The organism is Peribacillus sp. NPDC097895, assembly GCF_050277555.1.
In the GTDB taxonomy this organism is placed as follows: Bacteria; Bacillota; Bacilli; order Bacillales; family DSM-1321; genus Peribacillus.
Genome location: NZ_JBNNSH010000002.1, coordinates 509,278 through 535,380, shown reverse-complemented (window position 1 = coordinate 535,380; position 26,103 = coordinate 509,278). Strand labels below are relative to the sequence as shown.

The window sequence follows — 26,103 nt, the reverse complement described above, 5'->3', positions numbered from 1 at the left end:
TCCTTCTTTTTGGTAAATGAAAACATGGGAAAATTAACCAAGGTTTGCTTTAAGAAAAATTTTGAGTGATTAATTGAGGGAACATGACTAGTCTTACCATGTTCGATGAAGGAGATTCATTTGAGGTAAAGAAGGTAATGCCATAGCTGCAACTACATAAAAAAAAAGCCCACCCAAAGCAGGTGAGGCCTTCTTACTTAGCGGTAATTTAAGAATTGTACATCAATGGAAAGGTCTGCGCCCCGGATTGCGGATATGATTCCTTGCAAATCATCGCGGTTTTTTCCGGTAACACGGATTTGATCATCTTGAATTTGGCTTTTCACTTTAAGACCGCTATTTTTAATGATGGTATTTATTTTTTTTGCTTGTTCTTTATCAATGCCTTGAATTAGCTTTGCCCGTTGGCGAACGGTTCCGCCAGAAGCTCCTTCTAATTTACCATAGTCCAGATTCCTGACTGGTACGTCCCGTTTAATGAGTTTGCTGATGAGAACATCCTTCAACTGCTCGAGCTTATATTCATCGTCAGATACTAAAATGAGGTCTTCCTTTTCAATGGTGATGCTGCTTATGCTCCCTTTAAAATCATAGCGGGTCTGAATTTCCTTCATAGCCATCGTAACTGCATTCGTTACTTCTGAGAAGTCTACTTTGGATACAATATCAAATGAATTTTCCTTTGCCATCACTTACCTCCAGCAGGTTTTATTTCCTTTATTATAGAGAAAGTGTGAAAGGAAGACAACCATATAGGCCTTATGTTAAATCGGTGACTGCCTATTAAACAAGCAAGGGGACAAGCCCCAAGCTTCATTGATGATCCGTTTTCTTCGAATAGGAGTGTTTACCTGCAGCGAGGTTTTTCTGATAAGCGCTATTTTTTTCAGCATTTATCGCTTGGTTATCTTTTGGTCTTTTATTGTTATCTTTTGTTTTTGACATAATGAAAACTCCCTTCCAAAATCATGATCAATATGTATTGTTCACAATTATGGAAGGGAGTATGTATGTTTATGATTTCTCAGGGGTATCGTTTAAGAAGAAGATGGCAATTGTACCAGGACCAGCATGTGCACCGATGACCGAGCCGATAGGATGGATGATGAAATCCGTTGTCCCGAATTCATTTTGGATGGCTTCTTTCCACTCCAATGCCGTTTCTTCATCATCTCCATGACTGATGGCAATCGTTTGGGTTGTTAAATTTTTGCCTCTTTCATGCATTAATTCGATTACACGTTTAATCAATTTCTTTTTACCGCGTATCTTTTCAAGCGGAACAAGCTTCCCATCTTCTACATGTAATAACGGTTTAATGTTTAATAATCCGCCAACAAGGGCAGAAGTTTTGGAGATGCGGCCGCCACGAGCTAAATATTCAAGATTATCTACAGTGAATAGATGCTCCATATGCTTAGTGTAAAATTCGATGTCAGCAAGAATTTCTTCTTTAGAGGCACCTTTTGCTGCTAGTTCTGCTGCTTTCTTTACGATTAAACCGACACCCATTGAAGCGCATTTCGTATTGACGATTTCAATGTCAAGGTCTGGGTACTCTTCTTTCACCTGATTATGAATCATCACTGCCGTTTGATACGTTCCGGATAACTCGGAGGAGAAGGCTATATAAATCCCTTGTTTTTTCTCCATGGCAAACTGTGTGAAAAGATCTATGAGGTATTCTGGAGAAGCTTGCGATGTTTTTGGAGTTTTTCCGTCAATCATCGCCTGAAAGACTTCATGAGAATTAATGGTAAGTAAATCTTCATGATTTTTCCCATCAAGATGCACTTGTAAAGGGATCAATGATACATTGTTTTCCTTATAGAAAGACAATGGCAAATCACACGCACTATCTGCAAGAATTGTGATAGCCATAATACACCTGCTTTCTTTTTTACAATTTTTAGAAAATGAGTGGTCACTCTTCTTTTTAGTGTAGCACGTAACGGTGAAAATTCAATCTCTACGTAAATAGAATAAATAATCAACGGTAAAAAGATAATAGGATAAGGGTGAAATGGAGGTTTTTAGGATGTATAGTGGTGAAATAAAGAAAATTATCATAGTTGTGGTCGGGGCGTTGCTGAATGCAATCGCAATGAACTTTTTTCTAATACCGGCAAATGTATATGCAAGCGGCTTTACAGGGGTGGCACAGCTTCTATCAAGGATGATAGGTTCTTTTGCCCCTTTTAATGTATCGACAGGTATTCTATTGCTTTTATTGAACATTCCAGTAACGATCATTGCTTGGCGGAAAGTCGGAAAATCCTTTACCTTTTATAGTTTTCTGAGCGTTGTCTTGATGTCCCTTTTCATGGAATTCATCCCCATTACGCGCTGGTCACCTGACATTCTATTGAATGCGGTGTTTGGCGGGGTCATCGCTGCAGTAGGTGTGGGAATCACCTTGAAGTATGGTGCATCGACTGGTGGGATGGATATCATCGCCATGCTTCTATCAAAGAAGAAGGATAAGCCTGTAGGCACATATTTATTTTTGCTGAATGGTGTGATCATTGTTACGGCAGGTGCAGTATATGGACCGGAAAAAGCTTTATATACTCTTGTTACCCTATACACATCGACACGTGTTGTGGACGCAATACATACGCGTCATGAGAAGCTTACAGCCATGATCATTACAAAGCAAAGCGAAGAACTTAAACAGGCAATCCATGCTAAGTTAGTTCGTGGAATTACAAGGGTACCCGCAAAAGGTGCGTTTACTAATGAAAATAAGGAAATGTTGTTGATTGTCATAACTAGGTATGAATTGTATGACCTTGAACGGATCATCAAAGAAGTTGATCCGCACGCGTTCACAAATATCATAGAAACTTCGGGCATCGTCGGTACATTTCGCAGGGAGTGATATTAACAGGAAATTAAGGCCATTACACTTCGATTACAATTGGGGATATTTCGGCGTTTTAAGTTTATTGCTGGAGCAAAACGGCTAATTTTTATAGTGTAGCGCCAATATAAAATCTTATGAGGAGTGATGAAAAATGGCTAACGACGAAAGAATGAGCAGACAAGAAGCAGGACGTAAAGGCGGGGAAGCCACTTCTAGAAATCACGACAAGGATTTTTACCGGGAAATTGGACAAAAAGGCGGAGAAGCGACATCGGAAAATCATGATAAGGATTTCTATCAAGAAATTGGACAAAAAGGCGGAGAGGCAACTTCCGATACGCATGGGAAAGATTTTTATAAAGAAATCGGTGGAAAAGGCGGAAAGGCACGAAATAGCTAATCAACAAAGTGAAAGCCTCCAGGATTTCCTGGAGGCTTTCGCTTTATTTAGAGTGGTTTTCCAGCTCTTCCTGGAGTTCTCGTAGTTGTTCTTTTTCGGCCTCACTCGTATTGGCAAAGGCTGATGAAAGAGCATTTTTAGCGATTTCCTCTGTCTTTTGCTGGTCACCGCCATGCTCAGAGTGGAGAGCTTTTTCAACGATTTCCTCTGTCTTATGCTGGTCACCGTCATGCTCAGAGTGGAGAGCTTCTTCAACAAATTCTCTAGCTTTTTGAAATAATTTGTTTCCCATCAGAAGCCACCATAGCTTTGTTCAGACATAATTCTTAACCTGTCTTTTTCAGCCTCTTCAAACGTAGTGTGATAAGGGATTTTTTCTGCATGCCTGGCAATACTTTCTTTGCCCTGCTGTACAAATCGTTTAGATTTACTGCTTTTACCCATGCTTATCTCCTCCGATTCTGAGCGTTGTTGACAACAGAAAGGAAGCTGTTGTCCTTATTAGTTTGGCTACAAAGAGAGATTTTATGAAGGTAAAAATTGACGAATCAGGATTTTATATTAAATTTTTCTTCGAGGAAGACGGCTATACCATCTTCTTCATTCGTCAATGTTGTCGTATTTGCCACCGTTTTTACAGGTGAGATGGCATTTCCCATAGCAACGCCCGTTCCCGCGTAATCAAGCATTTCCAAATCATTATCTTCATCTCCGAAAGCGATAATCCTGTTTTGGGGGATTTCCAGATAGTTGGATACCCGTTGTAGACCCACAGCTTTACTTAGGCCGCTCTTAATGATTTCAATGATATGAAAAGGCTCTGCCCAGCGCCGATGATCGACCAATTCTGCATGGACATCAGATAAATGCTGGCGAATCTGTCCTACAAATTCACTATCTGTATGAATTAGCATAGAAGTTGGGGAATCCTGAAGGTAATTGCGCAAGTCACCCGTCTTCATGACCGGATTTCCTACATTGAACATGTTCATCAACTTTTCATCATGATAATGGACATAAACCTCATCCCGGACCTCTGCGATGATGTTGTGATATTTAAACTGATCACACGCTTCAACAATATCTTTCGCAACACTTATATCCAGTGGAGAGTGGTATACCCCCCAGCTTGTATGTAATGGGTGATGGACGAAAGCGCCATTGAAATTAACGATTGGTGTATTCAACCCCAATTCCCGGTAATAAAGTTCACTTGAGCGAAAGGGACGCCCGGTAGCAATCATAATTTCGTGTCCATCTTCTTTTAATTTTAGGAGTGTTTTTTTAGTCCTTGAAGAAATTGTTTTGTTATCTGTTAGTAAAGTACCATCAAGATCCAATACGATTAAATGTTTCTCAGCCATGTATACACCTTCTGTTCTTTTTGATTTCATTATATGCAAATATTGTTAAGACTATTTTAAAGTAAATGTAAATCTTTTTCATTCTTTATGCATTCCTGTATGATATTACTATACGCTGGATGATAATACTTAAAAGCGAAGTACAGGTCTAAAGGAATGGAATTAGGAGCATTATCAAAGTTCATTTGAGAAGGCTTTTGAAAAAAGCCTTTAGGTAAAAACCGGAACAAACTATTCGGAGGGGTTATCTTGATCATAATTGAAAAAGAACAAATTGGAACTATTCCTGTTTTACACGTAAGTGAGCAGACCACTCACCATCAGGAATTGCCGCTAATTATTTTTATACATGGTTTTCAAAGCGCAAAAGAACACAATCTTCACTATGCATATTTAATGGCTGAAAAGGGGTTTCGCGTGCTACTTCCCGATGTGATTCATCATGGTGAAAGGGAAGCCAGTTTAAGTGATTCTCAAATGATGCCCCGTTTTTGGGAAATGGTTTTACAGACCATCAAGGATATTTCATTTATGAAGGAGGACTTTTTGTCCAGAAAATTAATCGATCCTGACAGGATTGGTGTAGCGGGCACCTCGATGGGTGGAATTGTGACTAATGGGGCCCTGGCAGCATATGACTGGATAACGGCCGGTGTCAGTTTAATGGGGAATCCTTCATATGTCGCGTATGCAGAACTCCAAATGGAGGAGATTAAGAAAAGGAAAGTGAAATTCCCTGTTACTGATGAGGAAGTAGCCAAGGTGATTGAACAGCTCAAGCCATTTGATTTGAGTCTTAACCAGGATAGGCTTTCCAACCGCCCGTTACTTTTTTGGCATGGTGCTAAAGATCCCGTTGTACCTTATCAACATGCATACAGCTTTTATGAGGGAGTAAAAGCAGGGTATAATGAAGCAGATGAAAACATTGATTTTATCCTGGACCCTAAAGCTGGACATAAGGTCAGTAGAGAAGGTGTGCTTATGACAGCAGACTGGTTCGAGAAACATTTACAGCCAACTGTGCAAAAAGCTTAAGTACTCACTCGAAATCTGTTATGATTCTAATACGGTCATAGTGTAAAGTCTAAATTGGACAAATAATGATCAAAACCGACTTTTTCTAAAACGAGAGATTTATCATAAAAGGAGTGATTGAAGTGGATCAAGATACAAAAGACATTATTTTAGGAGCTTTGGAGCAGGTCATTGACCCGGAGCTTGGTATAGATATCGTGAATTTAGGTTTGGTGTATGATGTGGATATGGATGAAGCAGGCCTGACTACAGTATCAATGACATTGACTTCTATGGGATGTCCACTTGCTGGGACGATTGTCGATCAAGTGAAACTGGTTCTGGAAGATATTCCAGAGGTCAAGGAAACAGATGTGAAGATTGTCTGGAGTCCGCCATGGTCGAAAGACAAAATGTCCAGATATGCTAAAATAGCATTAGGAATTAAATAATTACCAAGTAATAGAACTTAAAGCCAGTCAAAAAACTGTGAACCCAATATGTGGTGCCACTGTTTATGAACTGGTTTTTTTCTAATTCTTTCGGATAGGAGTGGTTAATTGAGCCGTCATATTAAAGATTCATTGAAAAGACCACTAAGGGATTTAAGAATTTCCGTCATAGACAGGTGTAACTTTCGCTGTCAATATTGCATGCCGGCTGAAATTTTTCATGAAAATTTTCAATTTTTACCTAAAAGTGAGCTCTTGTCTTATGAGGAAATTGTAAGGCTTTCTAAAATATTTGCAAGCTTGGGGGTTAAAAAACTAAGATTGACAGGCGGGGAGCCTTTACTGCGGAAAGAACTTACAACACTGATTTCAGAGCTCATTAAAATTGAAGGTATAGAAGATATTGGGTTGACTACAAACGGTGTGTTTCTGAAAAAACATGCCGCGAATTTAAAGGCAGCTGGTTTACAGCGGGTGAATATCAGTTTAGACAGCCTCGATGATGACCTTTTTAAGAAAATGAATGGCAGGGGTATCGGGATAAAGCCGGTTCTTGAAGGCATGGCTGCTGCAAGAGAAGCAGGTCTTGGAGTAAAAGTGAATATGGTGGTGAAAAAAGAAGCCAATGAATCTCAAATCCTGCCGATGGCCCGTTTTTGTAAAGAAGAGGGCATTCCATTACGTTATATAGAATTCATGGATGTCGGACATACAAATGGCTGGCAGTTGAAGAATGTCATTACGAAAAAAGAGTTGCTCGAGATACTCCAGGCTGAATTCGATCTTGAACCAGTTGAAGAAGATTATTATGGAGAAGTGGCAAAACGCTTTAGGTATAAAGGATCTGCTGTCGAAGTGGGGTTCATAACATCCGTATCCGAGTCTTTTTGTTCCAGCTGTACTCGTGCACGTCTTTCTGCCAACGGAAGTTTATATACATGCCTGTTTAATGGAAAGGGACATGATTTGAAGTCATTGCTCCGTTCTGACATGGCAGATGAAGAATTGACTGACTTCATCATATCACTTTGGAACCAGAGGGACGACCGCTATTCAGATGAGCGGGCAGCGGGAACCGTGAAAAAACAGGGGAAAATCGAAATGTCATTCATTGGCGGGTGACAAACAATAAGTACTCAAACTCCTGGAATATGAAAAAATCAAGGGATGGCACTTCAACATCCCTTGATTCAATATGCATATTGTATAGACAGTGGATGCCTGTGGATATTGAAATGATTTTTTTATACTTTTTTTATGCATTTTATCCGTCATGAAAATTATTCCATGGTCCCAGGGATGAATGAGCCTGAAAAATAATCCGATCATTTTAAGATAAGTATGGAATTATGTATTCTCACTTTATTGTGGAGTTTTTAATCGATGGTACAGATTTCGATTGGACAGTTTTCACAGTCGATTTCCTGTTTTAAGTAGTCAACGTCAAGAATCGTGATGTGTCCCTTCTTGATGGAGACGATATTGTTTTTCCTTAAATGAGCGAGCAAACGATTGATGACCTCACGAGATGTGCCGCAAAAATTGGCGAGTTCTTGATTTGTAAAGGGAAGATTGATAACTTTGCCGCCTTCAACTACTGTGCCATAGCTATTGGATAAACGGATGAGAGTGGAGTAAAATGCACCTTTCTTACCATGTAGGAACATATCGCGGAATTTAGCATGATTTTTACGGTTTAGAGCGGATAACCATGTCATCATATCAACAGCAAGATGGCTATCGGAGGCGATTTTCCCTTCTAATGATTCTTTGGAAATAACCGCTACAGTTCCATCTTCCAACATTTTTGCATTCATCATATATTTCGGATTCTGAGAAAAAAGGACTGTTTCCCCAACCAAATCATTCTCCGAACAAATGCGCATAGTTAATTCCCGGCCGTCGGGCACAACCTTGCTCACTTCTACTTTGCCTTTTAAAATGTAATACAAATCACTGGCTAGGGTGCTCTCCTGAAAAAGGAAGCGCCCTTTTTCTATATGTTTAACTTGCTGATTATTATCTAAAAGTGTATGCATCCGATTAGAAAATGAAAATTCATTCATGTATATGACCACCTTTCAGTTACCGTTATTACGCTATTACTACCTTTGATTTAAACGGAAAAATCACTAGTAGTCAACATTTTTGGATAAATATAGAAGTTTTTGTGAGGTTTTCCCGGTTAAATGCTAAGTTTTAAATTTTATAAAAATACATTTGATTTTATTTTTATTCAGTCTTATAATAATAGAATCAAAGAATGACAGGGACTTAAAATTATAGGAGATGGTTTAATGAACGTATCAATAGTAGGTGCAACAGGCTATGGAGGGGTGGAACTAATAAGATTATTGAATAACCATCCGCAATTAAAAATAAAATCATTACATACTTCATCTCAATCCGGTCGAAGTTTATATGAAGAAAATGCACATTTAATGCATATGAATGATAAATTAGAAGAAATTGATCCGGAAGTGATTGCAAAAAACTCTGATATTGTATTTCTTGCAACTCCTTCGGGGATTTCCTCGCAATTAATTTCGGAATTTTCAGACCTTGATATTAAAGTAATCGACCTATCAGGGGATCTCAGGCTTCAAACCCCAGGAGAATACGAACATTGGTATAAAAAACCAGCCGCACCACAGCATATTATTGAAAAAGCCGTATATGGATTGACTGAATGGAATGAAAAATCAATAAAGAAAGCAAAGATTGTTGCAAATCCAGGGTGCTACCCAACAGCTTCACTTTTAGGTCTTGCCCCTTTATTCACTGAAGGATTGGCTGGTGCATCCGCAGAGGTGATCATCGATGCAAAATCCGGGGTTTCCGGGGCGGGAAAATCACTTTCGGCCGTAACACATTTTAGTGAAATGAATGAGAACTTTAAAATATATAAGGTGAATCAACATCAGCACATACCGGAAATCGAACAACAGCTTGGACGGTGGTCATCAGAATCAGATTTACAGCCGATTACCTTCAATACCCATCTAGTTCCAATGACTAGAGGAATCATGGCAACGATGTATATCAAGGTAAATCGGGAAACCTCAAATGCTGAATTAAAGGATTTATACGAAACAGTATACGAAAACCATCCATTTGTCCGAGTGCAGCCGCTCGATCGCTTTCCATCCACGAAACAGGTATATGGATCGAACTTTTGCGATATTGGTGTTTCATATGATCAAAGAACAGGTAAGGTAACGGTTGTTTCCGTTATTGATAATTTAGTGAAGGGTGCTGCAGGGCAGGCCATACAAAATGCAAATATATTAATGGGTTTAGAAGAAACGGCAGGACTATGGAACAGTCCACTATATCCGTAAAAACTTTGGAGGGAAATATGAAAACACTACAGCTAGTTGAAGAAATCAAACAAGTTCAAGAAGGAAATATTTTAATGCCTCAAGGGTTTAAAGCATCAGGAGTGCATGCGGGATTGCGCTACTCCAAAAAAGATGTTGGTATTATTTTTACGGAGGTCCCAGCATCAGCCGCGGCTGTTTATACACAAAATGTAGTTCAAGCCGCTCCTATCAATATAACAAAGGATAGCATTGCCGTTACTGGAAAACTGCACGGAGTTGTAGTGAATAGTGCTTGTGCGAATGCTTGTACAGGAGAGCAGGGTTTAAAGGATGCCAAGGAAATGAGGAAACTTGCCGCTCAAAAGTTCGCCTTGGAGGATCATTCATTTGCAGTGGCATCAACGGGAGTCATCGGGGAATATATGGAAATGGAAAAAGTTAAAAAAGGCATAGAGTCATTGCAACCGGAAAATACACTTGAAGCAGCAAAGGATTTTGGTACCTCCATTTTAACAACGGATATCGTAACGAAGAGTTGTGGTTATGAAACAAGTATTGACGGTAAAACCGTGAAAATGGGCGGAGCTGCGAAGGGATCGGGGATGATTCATCCAAACATGGCCACCATGCTAGGTTTCATTACCACGGATGCTGTCATTGAACCGGATGATTTACAGCAAGCATTATCTTCGATTACCAATGATACATTCAATCAAATCACGGTTGATGGTGATTGTTCAACGAATGATATGGTGTTAGTGCTAGCGAATGGAGAAGCGAACAATGAACCATTGACACCTAACCATCCAGAATGGTCTGTCTTCTTGGAATTATTAAAACAAACTTCCGAAAATCTGGCCAAACAAATCGCGAAAGACGGAGAAGGTGCCACGAAACTGATAGAAGTGAATGTTCATGGCATGCATACGAAGCAAGATTCACAGATGATGGCGAAGACGATCGTTGGATCAAATTTAGTGAAAACGGCAGCTTTTGGAGCGGATGCAAATTGGGGGCGAATCATTGCTGCGATGGGGAGAAGCGGAGTTGGGTTTCATCCGGATCAAACAACGATTATGTTTGGAGATATCGTCGTTCTTAAAGATGGTGAGCCAATCCAGTTTTCTGAGGAAGATGCCAAAGCATACTTGGAAAATGAAAGTATCATCATTCATGTTTATTTGAAAGATGGTAATGAATCAGGGACGGCATGGGGCTGCGATCTAACTTATGATTATGTGAAAATAAACGGAAGCTATCGTTCATAAGGGGTGTTGAAAAATGAACATATTGGTCATAAAGTGCGGAGGCAGCATCATTAATGAGTTAACGGAGTCGTTTTTCAATAGTGTTAAAGAGTTGCAAAAAGGCGGCTGCCAAATTGTCTTTGTTCATGGAGGCGGCCCTGATATTAATTCGATGCTTGAAAGATATGAAATTGAACCCGTCTTTGAAAATGGTTTAAGAAAAACGACCACTGAAGTGATGGAAATCGTTGAACTTATGCTTGCAGGCAAATCGAACCGAAGTCTCGTTCATAAATTGGAAGCACACGGCATTAAGTCGGTGGGTTTAAATGGTTCTGACGGCGGAATCCTGATAGGTGAGTATATTGATGAACAGAAACTTGGGGCAGTTGGTGAGATACAACAAGTCGATACGGAATTACTTGGAATGCTATTTGAAAAAGGGTATTGTCCGGTATTGACGCCGATAGCCACTACAGAAGAAGGAACAAAATTAAATGTGAATGCTGATATGGCTGCAGGTTCCGTGGCGAAGGCACTATCGGCGGATATGTGTTTATTTGTCACCGATGTTAAAGGAGTATTAAAGAATGAGCGGATCATTGAGAAATTGACTGAAACGGAAACGAAGGATTTGATCATGGATGGAAGCATTCATGGAGGAATGATTCCAAAAGTCACTACAGCGTTGTCCGTGCTGAATAAAGGTGTTGAAGAAGTGATGATCGTGAGTGGAAAAGATCCATTTTATGAAGGCGGACAATTCATCGGTACAAAATTTCTGCAGGAAGAAGGGGTATTTCAATGAGTTCTTTATTTCCGACATATGCAAGGTGGAACATCGAGCCAGACACGGCGATAGGAATGAAGATTACGAGTACAACAGGTAAAGAGTATCTGGATTTCACATCAGGAATCGGGGTTTTGAATCTTGGTCATTGTCATCAAAAGGTAAAAATGGCTGTCACGGAACAGCTTAATAAATATTGGCATGTCTCGAACATGTTTCAAAGTTCCATACAGGAACGGACAGCCAAAATGCTGGCGGATGCCTCTGGTTTAAGTCAGGTGTTTTTTGCCAACAGTGGTGCCGAGGCGAATGAGGCAGCTATTAAACTAGCACGTAAAGCTACTGGGAAAAGCAAAATTGTCACATGTCTACAGTCTTTCCACGGGCGTACGTTTGCAACGATGGCAGCAACAGGGCAGGAAAAAATCAAGACTGGTTTTGGACCAATGCTTACTTCATTTGAATATGTTCCATTTAATGACAATGATGCCGTGAATGTAGCCATAGATGAAAATACGGCGGCTGTCATGATTGAAATAGTTCAAGGAGAGGGTGGCATCCATGTTGTGCAGCAATCGTATTTAGACGCGATTCAAACTCAATGCGAAAAACATGGAGCCCTACTTATCATTGATGAAATTCAGACTGGGATAGGGCGGACAGGGAAACCTTTTGCATTCCAGCATTTTAATATCCAACCGGATATCATCACTTCGGCAAAAGGGCTTGGAAATGGCCTGCCTATAGGCGCAATGATTGGAAAGGACAACCTAGCAGAGTACTTTAACCCTGGAAGTCATGGTTCCACTTTTGGCGGTAACCCGGTTAGTGTCTCGGCTGCGGAAGCGGTTTTAAATGAAATCTTCCAATCAGGGTTTTTAAAAGAAACTGTGAAAAAGGCTGAATATCTTGAGAGTGCATTGACAAACGCACTGAAGGATACGGAAGAAGTGAAAGAGATACGCGGGCTTGGTATGATGGTCGGAATTGAATGTAAACAAGATGTTCAAGGTTTTTTAATGGAACTTCAAGAAGAGGGGTTGCTTATATTGAGTGCAGGACCTAAAGTCCTTCGTTTACTCCCACCCCTGACAGTTACAGAAGCGGAGATCGATACAGCGATTGAGAAAATTAAAAAAATATTGGCAATAAAACAAACAATCTAAATTTATTGAATTTTTATAGAATAAAATGAATAATTATGCTATCCTATATATAAATATACGTCATCTACAGAGGTGAAAACATGAAAAACTATCTACATTTAGAGAATGGTTCCGTTTTTGAAGGGGAACTGCTGACTAAATCAACTGAAAAAGCAATCACTGGAGAGATTGTTTTTTTTACAGGAATGACAGGATATCAGGAAGTATTGACGGATCCTTCATATAAAGATCAAATTGTCATTTTCACATATCCTTTAATCGGAAATTACGGAATTAATGAATATGATTTTGAAAGTAAGAAGCCGCATGTTGCCGGTGTTATTGTATATGAAGGAAAAATGAGCCATTCTCATTATCAAGCTAAATATTCCCTTGGTGAATATTTAGACAAATGGAATATTCCTCTGTTGAGTCATGTGGATACAAGAGCTGTCGTCAAGAATATAAGACAGGAAGGCTCCATGCAGGCAGCCATCACAGCTGAAACTGCATTCACGTTCGAATCCTCTCTGAATGGTTTAGAAGCGCATGTAGCCTCAGTTTCCACTAAAGAGATTGAAAGCTTCGGGGAAGGTTCCAAACATGTTGTTATGATGGATTTTGGTTATAAAAAATCCATATTGGATTCATTGGTTGAGCAGGGCTGCCGGGTCACTGTCGTGCCATTCGATACTGAGTTTGAACAAATCAAGGAATTGAAGCCCGATGGTATTTTGCTTTCAAATGGGCCTGGGGATCCAAAACAGCTGGAATATCTTTTAGATAACATAAAAAAGGTCATTACCAATTTCCCAACAATGGGCATCTGCCTCGGTCATCAATTAACGGCCCTTGCCTTTGGGGGAAATACAAAAAAAATGCTGTTTGGACATCGCGGTGCGAACCAGCCCGTGGTCGATTTGAAAACGAAAAAGGTGTATATGAGTTCTCAAAATCATAGTTATGAGGTGGATGAACCGAGCTTACAGGGAACATCGCTCCAAGTTCGCTTCAGAAATGTGAATGATAGCACAGTTGAGGGGCTCATGCATAAAGACCTGCCAATCTTCACTACCCAGTACCACCCAGAGGCAAATCCAGGTCCCATTGAGAGCTCATCACAATTCAACGACTTTTTACAAATGATAATTGATTATAGCGGGAGAGAAAAAGCATATGCCTAAGGACAACACGATACAGACCATTTTAGTGATCGGCTCGGGGCCGATTGTCATCGGGCAGGCCGCCGAATTCGATTATGCAGGTACACAGGCCTGCCTCGCTTTAAAAGAAGAAGGATATAAAGTCATACTGGTAAACAACAATCCGGCAACGATCATGACTGATGATATGAATGCGGATGCTGTCTATTTCGAACCTTTGACAGTTGATGTACTGGAAAAGATCATTGCCAAAGAAAAACCGGATGGCCTGCTCGCTACATTAGGCGGTCAGACAGGATTGAATCTTGCTTATCAATTGGATGATGCAGGAGTGCTTGAAAAACATAATGTCAAATTATTAGGAACTCCGATCGACTCCATCAAAAAAGGGGAGGATCGTGAACTGTTCCGTGAACTGATGTTTGAAATAAATGAACCCGTTCCCGACAGTACAATTGTTCATACTCTTGAAGAAGCGCTGGCTTTTGCCGACAAAATCGGTTTCCCCATCATCGTTCGTCCCGCTTATACACTTGGCGGCACAGGCGGTGGGATTGCTGATTCACTGGATTCATTTAAGGAGCTTGTACGGGGCGGACTCCAAGAAAGCCCGATTACACAATGCTTGATTGAAAGAAGCATTGCCGGGTATAAAGAAGTCGAATATGAAATTATGCGAGATGGTAACAATACTTGCATTACGATCTGTAATATGGAAAATATCGATCCGGTCGGTATCCATACAGGTGATTCCATTGTCGTGGCACCATCACAGACTTTATCTGATGATGAGTTTCAAATGCTGCGTGCTGCTTCCATAAAAATCATTTCTGCATTAGGAATCATTGGCGGCTGTAATATTCAATTCGCACTTGATCCGAATAGCAAACAATATTATCTAATAGAAGTAAACCCACGCGTCAGCCGTTCATCGGCACTAGCTTCCAAAGCAACAGGTTATCCTATAGCACGAATAGCCGCTAAGCTAGCCGTCGGATACCAACTATCGGAACTCATCAATCCTGTAACGAAAAGTACTTATTCTAGCTTCGAACCCGCTCTTGACTATGTAGCCGTGAAGTTCCCGAGATGGCCATTCGATAAATTCACGAACGCAAACCGGCAATTGGGAACTCAGATGAAGGCGACAGGTGAAGTGATGGCTTTACATCGCAGTTTTGAAGGTGGAGTCCAAAAGGCCGTCGATTCGCTGGAATTAAAGACGAATGGACTGCAACTTTTATCGTTAAAAGATAAAACCGTTCCTGAACTATGGGAAAAGCTTGCTGAGAAATCTGACGAACGCATTTTTGTCATTTTTGAAATGCTGCGTAAAGGTGTGACAGTTGAAGAAATCCATGAAGCGACCATCATTGATTATTTCTTCCTTCAATCCTTTGCATCGCTGATTGGGGTTGAAAATGATATCACCGCCAAGACAATCGAGTTGGTCACAAAAGAAGAACTTCAGCTGTACAAAGAAAAGGGCTTCTCTGACAAATATCTTGCTTCCATATGGAATGTAAGTGAGATGGAAGTGAGGGCACATCGGAAATCATTAGGCCTCACGGCTGTTTACAAAACGGTTGATACATGTGCAGCTGAGTTCGCATCCCATACGAACTATCATTATTCAACATATTTTGGGGAGAACGAACAGAAAAAAACGGATAAAAAGAAAGTTTTGATGATTGGCAGCGGTCCTATCCGGATTGGGCAGGGAATCGAATTTGATTACTGTTCCGTTCACGGGGTTTATGCACTTCAGGATGAAAATGTTGAAACGATCATGATCAATAATAACCCTGAAACGGTAAGTACGGATTTTGCAACAGCCGATCGTCTTTATTTCGAGCCTTTAACTCTTGAATATGTTCTTAATGTAATAGAAGCGGAAGATATTGAAGACGTCATTGTTCAATTTGGTGGGCAGACTGCGATAAATCTTGCAAAGGGCCTGGAAGAATACGGTGTCAATTTATTGGGGACGTCCTTCGATACACTTGATCAATTAGAAGATCGTGATCGTTTTTATCAGCTACTTCAAAAACTGGATATCCCCCATGTACCGGGTTCAATGGCTAATGGTGAAGAACAATTAATTGCCCGTGCAGAGGCAATCGGTTTTCCAGTTCTCTTACGCCCATCCTATGTAATTGGCGGCCAGGGAATGGAAATCATCCGCTCCAAGGAAAGCTTATTGAATAGAATGGTAAATGGAACGGCACTTGTATATCCCGTGTTGATCGATTCCTATATTCCAGGAAAAGAAGCCGAAATCGATTTGATTGCTGATGGAAATGATGTATATATTCCCATCATTGCCGAGCATATAGAGAAGGCAGGCGTCCATTCAGGCGATAGCATGGCAATATTGCCAGCTCAATCCTTAACGGATGCTATCAAAGATAAAATGACCCTTTATGCTAAAAAACTAGTAAGGGAACTTGGTTATAAAGGACTTATGAATATCCAATTCGTGATTGAAGGAAATAGTGTATATGTTTTGGAAGTGAATCCTCGTGCCAGCCGGACGATTCCAATCATCAGTAAAGTCACTAATGTTCCTTTAGTACAGATTGCGACAAAAATATTGCTTGGGAAATACTCGTTGTCGAATGTATTCGAAAAAACTGGTTTAATGGAAGAAATTCCGTATTCAGTCGTCAAATACCCAGTATTTTCAACGTTTGCTTTAAGCGGCCTTGATTCAAAAGTAGGGCCGGAAATGAAATCGACAGGTGAAGGAATCGCCATTGGAGAAACGGTAAAAGAAGCATTGACTAAAGTATTCCATGCTCAAAAGGCTAAACATGCTTCGGGTGTATATCAATCCGGATCTGTCCAATTAAGTGAAGATTTGCTTAAGCACATTAATGAGGCGGGTTTGACACTGGGGAATTCTGATTTTGATAAATGGTTAAATGAAGGAAATGCAGCGGTCGTTTTGGCATATGGAACGACAGAAGAAGATAAGAGTCTAAGGTTACTTGCAGCGAAATATCGACTTCTTGCGTTTACGGAAGAAGAGACTTTCAAGGCCTATCTGCAATCGTTAAAAAATGCTGATCCAAGCGTTACCTCGCTTCAGGAATGGCTTGTAACATATTCGAAAGGAGTGTCACACGTATGAGTTCAATGACGGCACCGGTACAAGCGAAGATTTTAAATGGAAAAGATTTTTTGACCATGAAAGAGTCTACACCCACAGCCATTGCAGATCTGTTAAAGCTAGCGCAGACTATTAAAAGCAAATTGAAAGCTGGAGATGAATATACGCCTTTAAAAGGTAAAACACTGGGGATGATATTTGAAAAATCGTCCACCCGTACCCGTGTTTCTTTTGAAGTGGGCATGATGCAGCTTGGTGGACACGCTTTGTTCCTAAGTGGTAATGACTTGCAAATTGGACGTGGTGAAACTATTTCCGATACTGCAAAAGTCCTTTCTGAATATATTGATGGCATCATGATTCGTACCTTCGAGCATGAAAAAATCCTGGAATTGTCAGAAAATGCCTCTATTCCAGTCATCAATGGGCTAACGGACCTTGCCCATCCTTGTCAGGTGCTTGCAGACTTCTTGACGATAATCGAGATAAAAGGTCAGCTAAAAGGCTTGAAGATGAGTTATATCGGGGATGGCAATAATGTTGCCAATTCATTGATGGTCGGCTGCGCAAAAATGGGAATGGATTTTTCCATTGGTTGTCCTGAAGCATACAAACCAGACGAAAAGGTCGTTGCCTATGCTCAAGAGGTTGCAAAAGAGACTGGCAGTGAAATTGTCGTGACAACCTCAGCATCAGACGCAATACAAGATGCGGATATCGTCTATTCTGATGTTTGGACCTCTATGGGGCAGGAAATCGAGAATAATATCCGCTTAGAAGCTTTTAAAGATTATCAAATCAATAGTGAACTTGTAAAATATGCTAAAAATGATTATTTATTCATGCATTGCCTGCCTGCACATAGAGAGGAAGAAGTAACCTCTGAAGTCATCGATGGACCGAATTCCGTCGTGTTCCACCAAGCCGGAAATCGTCTTCATGCTCAAAAGGCGGTTCTGGTGGATTTAATGTCTTAACTAAAAAGCGTCTGCTCATTGAGCAGACGTTTTTTGATTCAACCGATTTCCTGTATGTTCTTAATTTTTCTGACATGAAAGAAAGGAACCTGGTAATAATAACAAGGAAAGCATGTAAAGGGGTGAAATCTATGGGGCAAAATCGTCAATTTAAGCCAGGTCAGAAGGCACCTAATAATGGGACCTACGTAGAAATCGGTGAAACGGGCAGCACGGTTGTGAATCCGAAAATGGTAAAGCTTGATGCAGGGGATGCGTTTCCTGAGACATCCAATCATAACCGGATATGGACATATAAGCGGAAGCCATGAAAAAAACGAAAGCAGGAAAAGGGACGATCGGCCCCTTTTTCCTGCTTTTTTTATTCTTCGGAATAACCGAAAATCTTCGAGATTTCCGAAAAGCTCTTTCTTAAATATTGACTCAAAGAATCATCATAATGATCCGGAATACTCTCGGTGAATCCCACGGCAGTGATCGCGCCCAATAATTCCGCATTATAATTAAAAACCGGAATGGACATGGAAGAAACTGAAGGCACAAGAGGCTCTTTGGCAAAAGCGATTTTGTATTTCCGAATTTCATGATATTCCTCTGTTTCTTTTAGGAAAGCCCCTGAGACATTACGATCTTTTTCAATCCAGTCCGCCGTCAAAGAAGAATCCTGGAATACAGTGAATACTTTTCCGGAAGAAGATGAAGGAGGTAGACGTGTACCTAGCTGGGCCCCGATATTTAAGTTTTGATTGGAATTCCATATTTTTGCCGTGATGGGTCCATCGTAAGTCCAAACGGAGAATAGAACTGTGCAGGAGGTATGATGACTGATTTCCTGTAAATATGGAGTTATCCTGCTTGTGACGTCCTCATTTCCTATAGCTGCCATTCCATATTGAATCAGTTTGCTGCCAAGGTGATACATACCAGTTGTCTTATCACGATATAGTAACTCGAGTTGAGTCAACGTATTCAAATACTTATAGAGGTTACTTTTCGTTATTTCCGTTGATTCCTGAATATCAGAGAATCTTAAAGGATTTCTTTGGGAAGCAAGTAAATCGATAATGCTCATCCCTATTTGTAATGATTGAATCGTCGAACCAGATTTTACGATTTCCATATGTCAATCTCCTAATCTGTTTTAATTTAGGTCTAGTATATCAGAATCTGTAAAATTTAATGAAATGAAGCAAGAAAAAAGTAGGTTTGTAAAAGCTATTAGATACTTTCCGTCGAAAATAAATATTGGTTCAAGAGGTCTCGTAATGGTGTAGATGATAACATTTGCACAAAAATTTGCAATACTTTCTTGACAATATTCCGAAAATTACGTTATTATGTATATAAATAGTGAACAATGTTATCTATAAGTGGAATAGGTGTTGCGGTTATCAACCATATTCTGTTGGGGAATCTAGCAGAATTAGTCCACAAATAAGGATAAAGAAAATTAAATCAAGATTTCAAAAATTAAAGATAATAAAGGAGAATGAAATATGAAATTAGTAACTTTCAGCCGTGATGGTTTTAAACGTATTGGAGCTCTTTACCCGAATAATGAAATAGTAGACTTGAACTATGCTTATCAAGCTCTCCTTGAAAGTGAAGGAAAACTTCGCAGTGAACAAATCGCTGAAGCATATGTACCTGCATCTATGGAAGCGTTTTTACAGGGTGGTAATGAAAGCCTTTCCATCGCTAAAAACGCTGCAGACTTTGCCCTTAATAATCGTGATTCATTCAGACATAAATTGATACATGAGGTTGAAAATATAAAACTTGAGGCACCTGTCCAAAAGCCAGGAAAAATTATTTGTGTCGGACATAACTACCGGGAGCACATTGCTGAAATGGGCCGCGAATTGCCGCCATTCCCAGTGGTATTCGCTAAGTTCGCCAATACAGTAATCGGTCCCCAGGATGACATCCCGTTCTTCCCTGTATCTGAACAGCTTGATTATGAAGCGGAATTCGCTTTTGTAGTCGGACAAAGGGCACGTAATGTTTCACAAGAAGATGCTCTTGATTATGTCGCGGGTTATACAATTGCGAATGATGTTACGTATCGTGATATCCAACGGCGTACGCTTGAGTGGCTTCAAGGAAAAACGGTTGAAGGAAGCGCTCCTATGGGACCTTGGTTAGTCACTTCCGATGAGCTACCCGATCCATCTGGTCTAAATGTTCGATTAACTGTTAATGGAGAAGAACGCCAAAAAACGAATACATCCAACTTCGTATTCGATGTGAAGTATTTAGTTGAATTCCTATCGAACTTAATGACTCTTGAACCTGGCGATATCGTCCTCACTGGAACACCGGGCGGGGTAGGAGTAGCCCGTGATCCACAAGTATTCTTAAAAGATGGTGACGTTGTCAAAATCGAAATCGACAAAATAGGTTATCTTGAAAACCGTGTGAGTCGTGCAGGGGAGGGAAAATAAGTATGGCTTTTCAGGAAATCGGGACATCGATCAAATCGGTTCAACAATCAATCGATCACATACTGGAGACAACCAATAAACTCAAGGAAGAAACGATCCGTTGTAACCCCGCAGAGGATGAATGGTCAATCATGCAGATTCTTTCCCATTTAGCGGAGGCCATTCCTTATTGGTTGGGTGAAGTGGAAACGGTTGTGGCCGCGCCTGGATCCAAATGGGGACGTGGATTGCAAGATCCAGCTCGGCTGGCAGCAGTTACTGATACGGAACAACTTTCTGTAGAGGATGTCTTTAGGCAAGTGGAGGCGCTTAAATTTAAAGTGGAGAGCGTGCTTGGGGAATTAGATGAAGAAACACTATCTCAAGAATCACCACACCGGAACTTCGCCAAATTCGGAAACAAACCCGTTTCTTATATTGTGGATCACTTCATCGATGAGCATGTTTCAGGACACTATGGCCAAATTAAGCGGAATCTTTCTAAAATCAAATGAGGATAGATAAAAAAGAAAGAAGGGATTATTGTGGCTGAAAAATCAGAATACATGAATAGTACGATCGTAAAAGATTTTACAAAGGATATCCAGCAATATAACCTTGGGCCACTTTGGGAAGCCATTCCCGCTCTGATGGACCATGAACCTAAACCTCATGCCCATGCTTATTTATGGAAAGAAGAGCTTTTGACAAAAAAATTGATGGAAGCAGCTGAAATCTTCACTCCTGATCGAGGAGGGGAGCGCAGGGCCATTTATTTTCAAAACCCTGGCTTAACTTATCGCCAGCCTTGGGGTTGGGCTTCGACAACACAAACGCTTTATGCAGCGGTTCAGCTATTGTTGCCAGGTGAAGTGGCCCCTTCCCACCGTCACTCCCAAAGTGCACTTCGTTTCATTACGAATGGTGAAGGTGCCTACTCCATCGTGCAGGGAGAAAGGATCTTCATGGAAGAAGGAGATTTCTTAATCACGCCGAAAAACCTATGGCATGGTCATGGACATGTTGGCGAAAAACCAATGATTTGGATGGATGCCCTTGATATCCCAACTATCTATTCCATAGGCGGCACTTTCTTTGAACCATATCCAGATCGAATTGAAACGCCTAAACGTCCGGATAATTTTTCAGAGCTCCGTTATCAAGGCGGAATGGTTCGTCCAGTATCCGACCGTTATTCGCAAGTGGCACCGCTTGCCAATTACAAGTGGAAAGGCACCAAAGCAGCGATTGAAGGATTAATGAATTTTGATCCAGATCCATATGAAGGTTTTGCCGTTGAATATATCAATCCATCTAATGGACAAACAGCCAATCCGACGATGGGGGCATGGATGCAAAAGCTGCCGAAAGGATTTCATACGAAAGCACATCGCCATACCCATTCCACAATTTATCAAGTGCACCAAGGGTCAGGTTATACGGTCATTAATGGCGTACGTTTTGACTGGTCCAAGGGAGATTATTTCGTCGTTCCGAATTGGGCATGGCATGAGCACGTCGCAGAAGTGGATTCTTACTTATTCTCGGTAAACGACCTACCAATAATGGAGAGATTCGATTTGGAACAACAACAGGCATTTGATGCAAACAAGGGGTACCAAAAGGTTGAAAGTGAATTCAAGCCTGTTTTGGTATAAAAATAATCTGTTTGAGTGCAAACAGCCATCCTGATGAATATTTGAGAATGCCAGTCGAATGAAAACGCTTACCGCGATGCTGGTCTGCAACTTTGGCTAATGACAACTAATTTAGGGGGGAATTGATGATGAACACAGTAAAAAAACCATTCATCGTTATTGGTGGAGGAATAGGCGGATTGGCAACGGCTCTAGGAGTAGCAGAAACAAAACAATACGTGAAGGTTTTGGAACAAGCACCTGAATTTGGTGAAATCGGTGCAGGGATTCAGCTTGCTGCGAACGCAACCAATGTACTACAGCGCCTAGGCGTGATGGATAAAATCAACGAAATTGCAGTCTTTCCAAAAAGGTTGGTGTTGATGGATGCCTTTTCTGGCAAGGAACTTTCCGCTTTGGATTTAGGTGATGTTTATAAAGAAAGATATGGGGCCCCGTATATTGTTTTGCATCGTTCCGATTTGCATAGAGTACTAGCCGAAGCATGTGAAAGCAACCCATTTATCGAGCTGGTAACCAACCAAACCATCATTGAAACAGTAGAAAATGACGGTGAAGTTATCGTTACTGCTGCTGACGGGTCCCAACATTCAGGAACGGCTGTCATTGGTGCTGATGGATTATGGTCCAATGCGCGTAAACTATTCGTGGATGATCAACCGGTCTGCTCGCAATATGTGGCATATAGAGGGGCAATCCCGATGGAAGAAGTTACAAGCCATGGAGATCTAGATGATGTATATATGTGGATTGGACCAAATCTTCATCTTGTTCAATATCCGGTCAGAAGGGGAGAACTATACAACCAAGTAGTGGTCTTCAAAAGTTCTCAATATACGGAAGAAAATGAAAAAACGAATCTATGGGGAACACCCGAAGAAATGGATCGTGTCTTTGCAGGAACTTGCGAGCTTGTTCAGAATGCAATTTCATTCATTCAACGTCAACGCCGCTGGCCGATGTATGACCGTTTACCAATTGATAATTGGACAAAAGGCAGGATTACGCTTACGGGCGATGCTGCACACCCGATGCTTCAATACTTGGCGCAAGGGGCCTGTCAGGCTTTAGAAGATGCGGCTTATTTAACGGATATGCTTCATAAGCATGGAAATGACATTGAACAAGCATTTGTAGAATATCAAGAGGAACGCATTCCGCGTACGGCTAATGTTCAGAGGAGTGCAAGAATGTGGGGGGAAATCATTCACAATACGACTGATACAGGCATTCTGCTCCGTGATACGATCCTATCAAGTCGAACGGATAAGGACTTCCAATTTCTTGATGAATTCCATGGTTACAATAAAATGGCCGTGAAAGCGTAATTTGTTTGTTTCATCTAAGTATATGTTTAAGGTTGTTATACCTTTTACAAAGGGTTTTTGCCTTTCTTCTTTATGAAGAAAGGCTTTTGTCGTTTATACATTCATAGTTCCTGTATTTTTTATAACTTTCCTTTACAAGGGGAGAATTAGAAGTATAATGAAAATATAAAGGTCAAAGTTGGTCAAACTAAGTGGGGATTCGTTCATGTTATAGATGAATGGGAGGTTTTTAGATGGATATTAATAAAATGACGGAGAGAACCCAGCAGGCATTCATTGGCGGGCAGGAGCTTGCCAAAGATAGAGGGAATCCCGAGCTGACGGAGCTTCATTTATTAAAAACCTTAATGGAACAGGATGAAAGTTTATTAATCAGGATTTTATCGGAGTCTGATAAACCGATTGATCAATTTGAAATAGAACTTAATAAGGAACTGGATCGATTGCCGGAAGTGAGAGGAAGTGTTTCCCAGGTTTACATGTCATCATCCCTCCAGCAAATTATGACGGCGGCCGAAAAGGAAATGCAGATGTGGGAGGATGAATATTTATCAGTCGAACATTTGCTGCTGGCGTACTTGAAAGGCAATAAAACGAATATAAACAAACTTTTTTCATCATATGGAATCGATTACGAAAGAGCAAAACGTATTATACAAGATGTAAGGGGGAATCAGCGAGTGACTAGTCAAAATCCTGAAAGCACATATGAAGTACTGAAAAAATACGGCAGAGATCTCGTTGCTGAAGTTAAATCAGGGAAGGTAGATCCAGTCATCGGTCGTGATACGGAAATCCGAAACGTCATTCGGATCCTATCACGTAAAACAAAAAATAACCCTGTATTAATTGGGGAACCTGGTGTTGGTAAGACAGCCATTGTCGAAGGATTGGCGCAAAGGATCGTCAGGAAGGATGTTCCGGAAGGTTTAAAGGACAAAACCGTATTTTCACTAGATATGAGTGCGCTTGTCGCAGGGGCAAAATTCCGCGGTGAATTTGAGGAACGTCTTAAAGCGGTATTGAATGAAATTAAAAAGAGTGATGGAAAAATTCTTTTATTCATCGATGAACTGCATACTATTGTCGGTGCAGGCAGAACGGATGGCGCACTTGATGCGGGGAATATGTTAAAGCCGATGCTTGCGCGTGGTGAGCTGCATTGTATCGGGGCAACAACCCTTGATGAATATCGACAATATATTGAAAAAGATCCGGCTCTAGAACGTCGTTTCCAACAAGTTCTGGTTCCTGAACCGGATGTGGAGGATACGATTTCAATTTTGCGTGGGTTAAAGGAACGGTTTGAAATACACCATGGTGTCAGGATTCATGATCGGGCGATCGTGGCTGCCTCTGTCCTTTCGAACCGATATATAACGGAACGTTTTCTGCCGGATAAAGCGATAGATCTTATTGATGAAGCTTGTGCGATGATCAGGATGGAGATTGATTCCATGCCGTCAGAGTTGGATGAAATCACGAGAAAGGTGATGCAACTTGAAATTGAAGAGGCTGCCTTGAAGAATGAGGAGGATCCTCAAAGTAAAGAAAGGCTGGAAGTGCTACAAAAAGAACTCTCAGAACTTCAAGATCAAGCGAATAGCATGAAATCCAAGTGGCAAATGGAAAAGTCGGCGCTTCAAAGAGTGCAGGATCAACGTGAGGAACTTGAGAAGCTGCGTCATGAACTAGAACAGGCAGAGAACGCCTATGACCTTAACCGGGCAGCGGAACTTCGACACGGTAGGATTCCACAGCTTCAAAAAGAATTGGATGCCATGGAAGGTGAATTGGAAAAAGAAAAACAGGAGTCACGGTTACTTCGCCAGGAAGTGACGGAAGAGGAGATTGCTTCGGTCGTTGCGAGGTGGACGGGAATTCCTGTAAACAAGCTGGTGGAAAGTGAAAGGGAGAAGTTGCTCAGGTTGTCGGATATCCTTCATGAACGCGTAATAGGTCAAGGGGAAGCGGTAGAACTTGTATCTGATGCTGTTTTAAGGGCAAGGGCGGGAATTAAAGATCCAAACAGACCGATTGGTTCATTCATTTTCCTGGGGCCGACGGGTGTCGGTAAAACAGAATTGGTAAAAGCCCTGGCAGAAACGTTATTCGATAGTGAGGATCATATGATTCGAATCGATATGTCTGAATATATGGAGAAACATTCCGTTTCCCGTCTTGTTGGTGCACCTCCTGGATATGTTGGATTTGAAGAAGGCGGGCAATTAACCGAGGCAATTAGGAGAAACCCATATTCAGTCGTATTATTGGACGAAATTGAAAAGGCACATCCTGAGGTATTCAATATCTTGCTGCAAATGTTGGATGACGGAAGGATTACCGACTCCCAAGGTAGAACGATAAACTGTAAAAATACGGTAATCATCATGACTTCCAATATCGGTTCCCATTTCTTGTTGCAGTCAAACCGTATGGATGGTGGGATTGAAGATGAAATAAAAGATCAAGTCTTTAAAGAATTAAGAGGGCATTTCCGTCCGGAATTTTTGAACCGGGTAGATGATATTGTTTTATTCAAACCTCTTACTAAACAAGAAATCGTTGAAATCGTAGAAAAAATGGTTCAGCAATTACAGGTAAGGTTAACTGAACAAAATATAATCCTGAACGTCACCGAGGCAGCTAAGGAATTCATTGCCGAACAAGGATATGATCCTGTATATGGAGCCAGACCGTTGAAGAGATTTATCCAAAAGCATCTGGAAACAAAAATCGCCCGTAAAATCATAGCAGGAACAAAAGGGCTAAAAGAAGGAATAACGATTGATATCGATCATAATGAGTTGGTCCTGATTTAAAAAATATATGAAATGT

The 26,103-nt window shown here is 40.8% G+C and carries 25 protein-coding genes and 1 pseudogene; 18 read left to right on the top strand and 8 right to left on the bottom strand.

Annotated elements, in window-relative coordinates; all coding sequences use genetic code 11:
* Window positions 1–197: 197 nt before the first annotated feature.
* The 3 genes from ACQKMH_RS13950 to ACQKMH_RS13940 all read right to left on the bottom strand — a co-directional run bounded on the left by ACQKMH_RS13950 (window position 198) and on the right by ACQKMH_RS13940 (window position 1,881).
* Window positions 198–689 carry a YajQ family cyclic di-GMP-binding protein gene (locus tag ACQKMH_RS13950; protein ID WP_427588106.1) on the bottom strand — a complete coding sequence of 164 codons (492 nt, stop codon included), beginning with the start codon at window positions 687–689 and terminating at the stop codon, window positions 198–200.
* Between the two features lie 124 nt (window positions 690–813).
* Complete coding sequence (locus ACQKMH_RS13945) at window positions 814–945, bottom strand: DUF3941 domain-containing protein (RefSeq protein WP_427588104.1); 132 nt, start codon at window positions 943–945, stop codon at window positions 814–816.
* A 69-nt stretch (window positions 946–1,014) separates the two neighbouring features.
* Window positions 1,015–1,881: a DegV family protein gene (locus ACQKMH_RS13940; RefSeq protein WP_427588102.1), complete on the bottom strand. Its 867-nt coding sequence runs from the start codon at window positions 1,879–1,881 to the stop codon at window positions 1,015–1,017.
* A gap of 157 nt (window positions 1,882–2,038) precedes the next feature.
* On the opposite strand from ACQKMH_RS13940, the gene ACQKMH_RS13935 reads away from it, so the two are divergent.
* Complete coding sequence (locus tag ACQKMH_RS13935) at window positions 2,039–2,881, top strand: YitT family protein (RefSeq protein ID WP_230158702.1); 843 nt, start codon at window positions 2,039–2,041, stop codon at window positions 2,879–2,881.
* 136 nt (window positions 2,882–3,017) lie between these two features.
* Window positions 3,018–3,254, top strand: a pseudogene (locus ACQKMH_RS13930) (KGG domain-containing protein); the annotation flags it as partial.
* A 55-nt stretch (window positions 3,255–3,309) separates the two neighbouring features.
* Here ACQKMH_RS13930 and ACQKMH_RS13925 read toward each other — a convergent pair.
* The 3 genes from ACQKMH_RS13925 to ACQKMH_RS13915 all read right to left on the bottom strand — a co-directional run bounded on the left by ACQKMH_RS13925 (window position 3,310) and on the right by ACQKMH_RS13915 (window position 4,630).
* Entirely contained in the window at window positions 3,310–3,558 is a 249-nt protein-coding gene (locus ACQKMH_RS13925) for a DUF3813 domain-containing protein (protein WP_063232208.1), read from the bottom strand.
* Window positions 3,558–3,710, bottom strand: coding sequence for a hypothetical protein (locus tag ACQKMH_RS13920; protein WP_427588100.1), 153 nt, complete (start codon window positions 3,708–3,710; stop codon window positions 3,558–3,560). Before ACQKMH_RS13920 ends, ACQKMH_RS13925 begins: the two co-directional genes overlap by 1 nt.
* A 104-nt stretch (window positions 3,711–3,814) precedes the next feature.
* Window positions 3,815–4,630: a Cof-type HAD-IIB family hydrolase gene (locus ACQKMH_RS13915; RefSeq protein ID WP_427588098.1), complete on the bottom strand. Its 816-nt coding sequence runs from the start codon at window positions 4,628–4,630 to the stop codon at window positions 3,815–3,817.
* Between the two features lie 249 nt (window positions 4,631–4,879).
* Here ACQKMH_RS13915 and ACQKMH_RS13910 point away from each other — a divergent pair, with 249 nt between their 5' ends.
* The 3 genes from ACQKMH_RS13910 to moaA all read left to right on the top strand — a co-directional run bounded on the left by ACQKMH_RS13910 (window position 4,880) and on the right by moaA (window position 7,221).
* Entirely contained in the window at window positions 4,880–5,668 is a 789-nt protein-coding gene (locus tag ACQKMH_RS13910; RefSeq protein WP_427588097.1) for a prolyl oligopeptidase family serine peptidase, read from the top strand.
* A gap of 122 nt (window positions 5,669–5,790) precedes the next feature.
* Window positions 5,791–6,099 carry a metal-sulfur cluster assembly factor gene (locus ACQKMH_RS13905; RefSeq protein WP_230158706.1) on the top strand — a complete coding sequence of 103 codons (309 nt, stop codon included), beginning with the start codon at window positions 5,791–5,793 and terminating at the stop codon, window positions 6,097–6,099.
* 108 nt (window positions 6,100–6,207) lie between these two features.
* Window positions 6,208–7,221, top strand: coding sequence for a GTP 3',8-cyclase MoaA (moaA, locus tag ACQKMH_RS13900; RefSeq protein WP_427588095.1), 1,014 nt, complete (start codon window positions 6,208–6,210; stop codon window positions 7,219–7,221).
* Window positions 7,222–7,475: 254 nt separating this feature from the next.
* On the opposite strand, the gene ACQKMH_RS13895 is transcribed toward moaA, so the two are convergent.
* A complete protein-coding gene (locus ACQKMH_RS13895) occupies window positions 7,476–8,165 on the bottom strand; it encodes a Crp/Fnr family transcriptional regulator (protein WP_427588093.1) in 690 nt (229 codons plus the stop codon).
* 231 nt (window positions 8,166–8,396) lie between these two features.
* Between ACQKMH_RS13895 and argC the strand changes: the two genes are divergently transcribed.
* From argC to ACQKMH_RS13855, 8 genes are all read left to right on the top strand, one after another.
* Window positions 8,397–9,440: an N-acetyl-gamma-glutamyl-phosphate reductase gene (argC, locus tag ACQKMH_RS13890; RefSeq protein WP_427588091.1), complete on the top strand. Its 1,044-nt coding sequence runs from the start codon at window positions 8,397–8,399 to the stop codon at window positions 9,438–9,440.
* Window positions 9,441–9,457: 17 nt separating this feature from the next.
* Window positions 9,458–10,690, top strand: coding sequence for a bifunctional ornithine acetyltransferase/N-acetylglutamate synthase (gene argJ, locus ACQKMH_RS13885; RefSeq protein WP_427588089.1), 1,233 nt, complete (start codon window positions 9,458–9,460; stop codon window positions 10,688–10,690).
* Between the two features lie 13 nt (window positions 10,691–10,703).
* A complete protein-coding gene (gene argB / locus ACQKMH_RS13880; protein WP_427588087.1) occupies window positions 10,704–11,477 on the top strand; it encodes an acetylglutamate kinase in 774 nt (257 codons plus the stop codon).
* A complete protein-coding gene (locus ACQKMH_RS13875) occupies window positions 11,474–12,625 on the top strand; it encodes an acetylornithine transaminase (RefSeq protein ID WP_427588086.1) in 1,152 nt (383 codons plus the stop codon). Before argB ends, ACQKMH_RS13875 begins: the two co-directional genes overlap by 4 nt.
* Window positions 12,626–12,705: 80 nt before the next feature.
* Window positions 12,706–13,788 (top strand): carbamoyl phosphate synthase small subunit, encoded by a 1,083-nt coding sequence (locus ACQKMH_RS13870; RefSeq protein WP_427588084.1) that lies wholly within the window; start codon window positions 12,706–12,708, stop codon window positions 13,786–13,788.
* Window positions 13,781–16,900: a carbamoyl phosphate synthase large subunit gene (locus tag ACQKMH_RS13865; protein WP_427588082.1), complete on the top strand. Its 3,120-nt coding sequence runs from the start codon at window positions 13,781–13,783 to the stop codon at window positions 16,898–16,900. The genes ACQKMH_RS13870 and ACQKMH_RS13865 overlap by 8 nt, the downstream gene beginning before the upstream one ends.
* Window positions 16,897–17,856 (top strand): ornithine carbamoyltransferase, encoded by a 960-nt coding sequence (argF, locus tag ACQKMH_RS13860; protein WP_427588081.1) that lies wholly within the window; start codon window positions 16,897–16,899, stop codon window positions 17,854–17,856. Before ACQKMH_RS13865 ends, argF begins: the two co-directional genes overlap by 4 nt.
* Before the next feature lie 131 nt (window positions 17,857–17,987).
* The gene (locus ACQKMH_RS13855) at window positions 17,988–18,167 is read left to right on the top strand and encodes a YjzC family protein (RefSeq protein WP_427588079.1); all 180 of its coding nucleotides are present in this window, start codon (window positions 17,988–17,990) and stop codon (window positions 18,165–18,167) included.
* A 50-nt stretch (window positions 18,168–18,217) separates the two neighbouring features.
* On the opposite strand, the gene ACQKMH_RS13850 is transcribed toward ACQKMH_RS13855, so the two are convergent.
* Window positions 18,218–18,976 (bottom strand): IclR family transcriptional regulator, encoded by a 759-nt coding sequence (locus tag ACQKMH_RS13850; protein WP_427588078.1) that lies wholly within the window; start codon window positions 18,974–18,976, stop codon window positions 18,218–18,220.
* A gap of 376 nt (window positions 18,977–19,352) precedes the next feature.
* Here ACQKMH_RS13850 and ACQKMH_RS13845 point away from each other — a divergent pair, with 376 nt between their 5' ends.
* The 5 genes from ACQKMH_RS13845 (at window position 19,353) to clpB (ending at window position 26,087) form a co-directional block, all read left to right on the top strand.
* On the top strand, window positions 19,353–20,300 hold the full coding sequence (locus ACQKMH_RS13845) for a fumarylacetoacetate hydrolase family protein (RefSeq protein WP_427588076.1): 948 nt from the start codon (window positions 19,353–19,355) through the stop codon (window positions 20,298–20,300).
* A 2-nt stretch (window positions 20,301–20,302) separates the two neighbouring features.
* Window positions 20,303–20,794, top strand: coding sequence for a DinB family protein (locus ACQKMH_RS13840; RefSeq protein WP_427588074.1), 492 nt, complete (start codon window positions 20,303–20,305; stop codon window positions 20,792–20,794).
* A gap of 30 nt (window positions 20,795–20,824) precedes the next feature.
* On the top strand, window positions 20,825–21,937 hold the full coding sequence (locus ACQKMH_RS13835) for a cupin domain-containing protein (RefSeq protein ID WP_427588072.1): 1,113 nt from the start codon (window positions 20,825–20,827) through the stop codon (window positions 21,935–21,937).
* Between the two features lie 125 nt (window positions 21,938–22,062).
* Window positions 22,063–23,265, top strand: coding sequence for an FAD-dependent monooxygenase (locus tag ACQKMH_RS13830; RefSeq protein WP_427588070.1), 1,203 nt, complete (start codon window positions 22,063–22,065; stop codon window positions 23,263–23,265).
* A 233-nt stretch (window positions 23,266–23,498) separates the two neighbouring features.
* On the top strand, window positions 23,499–26,087 hold the full coding sequence (clpB, locus tag ACQKMH_RS13825; RefSeq protein WP_427588068.1) for an ATP-dependent chaperone ClpB: 2,589 nt from the start codon (window positions 23,499–23,501) through the stop codon (window positions 26,085–26,087).
* The last annotated feature ends 16 nt before the right edge of the window (window positions 26,088–26,103 follow it).

Bases quoted from the DNA above. Each gene is read 5' to 3' on its own strand.
- argJ (WP_427588089.1), top strand. From the start codon at position 9,458: ATGAAAACACTACAGCTAGTTGAAGAAATCAAACAAGTTCAAGAAGGA.
- ACQKMH_RS13920 (WP_427588100.1), bottom strand. From the start codon at position 3,710: ATGGGTAAAAGCAGTAAATCTAAACGATTTGTACAGCAGGGCAAAGAA.
- ACQKMH_RS13895 (WP_427588093.1), bottom strand. From the start codon at position 8,165: ATGAATGAATTTTCATTTTCTAATCGGATGCATACACTTTTAGATAAT.
- ACQKMH_RS13935 (WP_230158702.1), top strand. From the start codon at position 2,039: ATGTATAGTGGTGAAATAAAGAAAATTATCATAGTTGTGGTCGGGGCG.
- argC (WP_427588091.1), top strand. From the start codon at position 8,397: ATGAACGTATCAATAGTAGGTGCAACAGGCTATGGAGGGGTGGAACTA.
- ACQKMH_RS13950 (WP_427588106.1), bottom strand. From the start codon at position 689: ATGGCAAAGGAAAATTCATTTGATATTGTATCCAAAGTAGACTTCTCA.
- ACQKMH_RS13875 (WP_427588086.1), top strand. From the start codon at position 11,474: ATGAGTTCTTTATTTCCGACATATGCAAGGTGGAACATCGAGCCAGAC.
- ACQKMH_RS13925 (WP_063232208.1), bottom strand. From the start codon at position 3,558: ATGGGAAACAAATTATTTCAAAAAGCTAGAGAATTTGTTGAAGAAGCT.
- ACQKMH_RS13850 (WP_427588078.1), bottom strand. From the start codon at position 18,976: ATGGAAATCGTAAAATCTGGTTCGACGATTCAATCATTACAAATAGGG.
- ACQKMH_RS13830 (WP_427588070.1), top strand. From the start codon at position 22,063: ATGATGAACACAGTAAAAAAACCATTCATCGTTATTGGTGGAGGAATA.
- clpB (WP_427588068.1), top strand. From the start codon at position 23,499: ATGGATATTAATAAAATGACGGAGAGAACCCAGCAGGCATTCATTGGC.
- ACQKMH_RS13865 (WP_427588082.1), top strand. From the start codon at position 13,781: ATGCCTAAGGACAACACGATACAGACCATTTTAGTGATCGGCTCGGGG.
- ACQKMH_RS13840 (WP_427588074.1), top strand. From the start codon at position 20,303: ATGGCTTTTCAGGAAATCGGGACATCGATCAAATCGGTTCAACAATCA.
- ACQKMH_RS13915 (WP_427588098.1), bottom strand. From the start codon at position 4,630: ATGGCTGAGAAACATTTAATCGTATTGGATCTTGATGGTACTTTACTA.
- ACQKMH_RS13945 (WP_427588104.1), bottom strand. From the start codon at position 945: ATGTCAAAAACAAAAGATAACAATAAAAGACCAAAAGATAACCAAGCG.
- ACQKMH_RS13940 (WP_427588102.1), bottom strand. From the start codon at position 1,881: ATGGCTATCACAATTCTTGCAGATAGTGCGTGTGATTTGCCATTGTCT.
- ACQKMH_RS13870 (WP_427588084.1), top strand. From the start codon at position 12,706: ATGAAAAACTATCTACATTTAGAGAATGGTTCCGTTTTTGAAGGGGAA.
- argF (WP_427588081.1), top strand. From the start codon at position 16,897: ATGAGTTCAATGACGGCACCGGTACAAGCGAAGATTTTAAATGGAAAA.
- argB (WP_427588087.1), top strand. From the start codon at position 10,704: ATGAACATATTGGTCATAAAGTGCGGAGGCAGCATCATTAATGAGTTA.
- ACQKMH_RS13855 (WP_427588079.1), top strand. From the start codon at position 17,988: ATGGGGCAAAATCGTCAATTTAAGCCAGGTCAGAAGGCACCTAATAAT.
- ACQKMH_RS13845 (WP_427588076.1), top strand. From the start codon at position 19,353: ATGAAATTAGTAACTTTCAGCCGTGATGGTTTTAAACGTATTGGAGCT.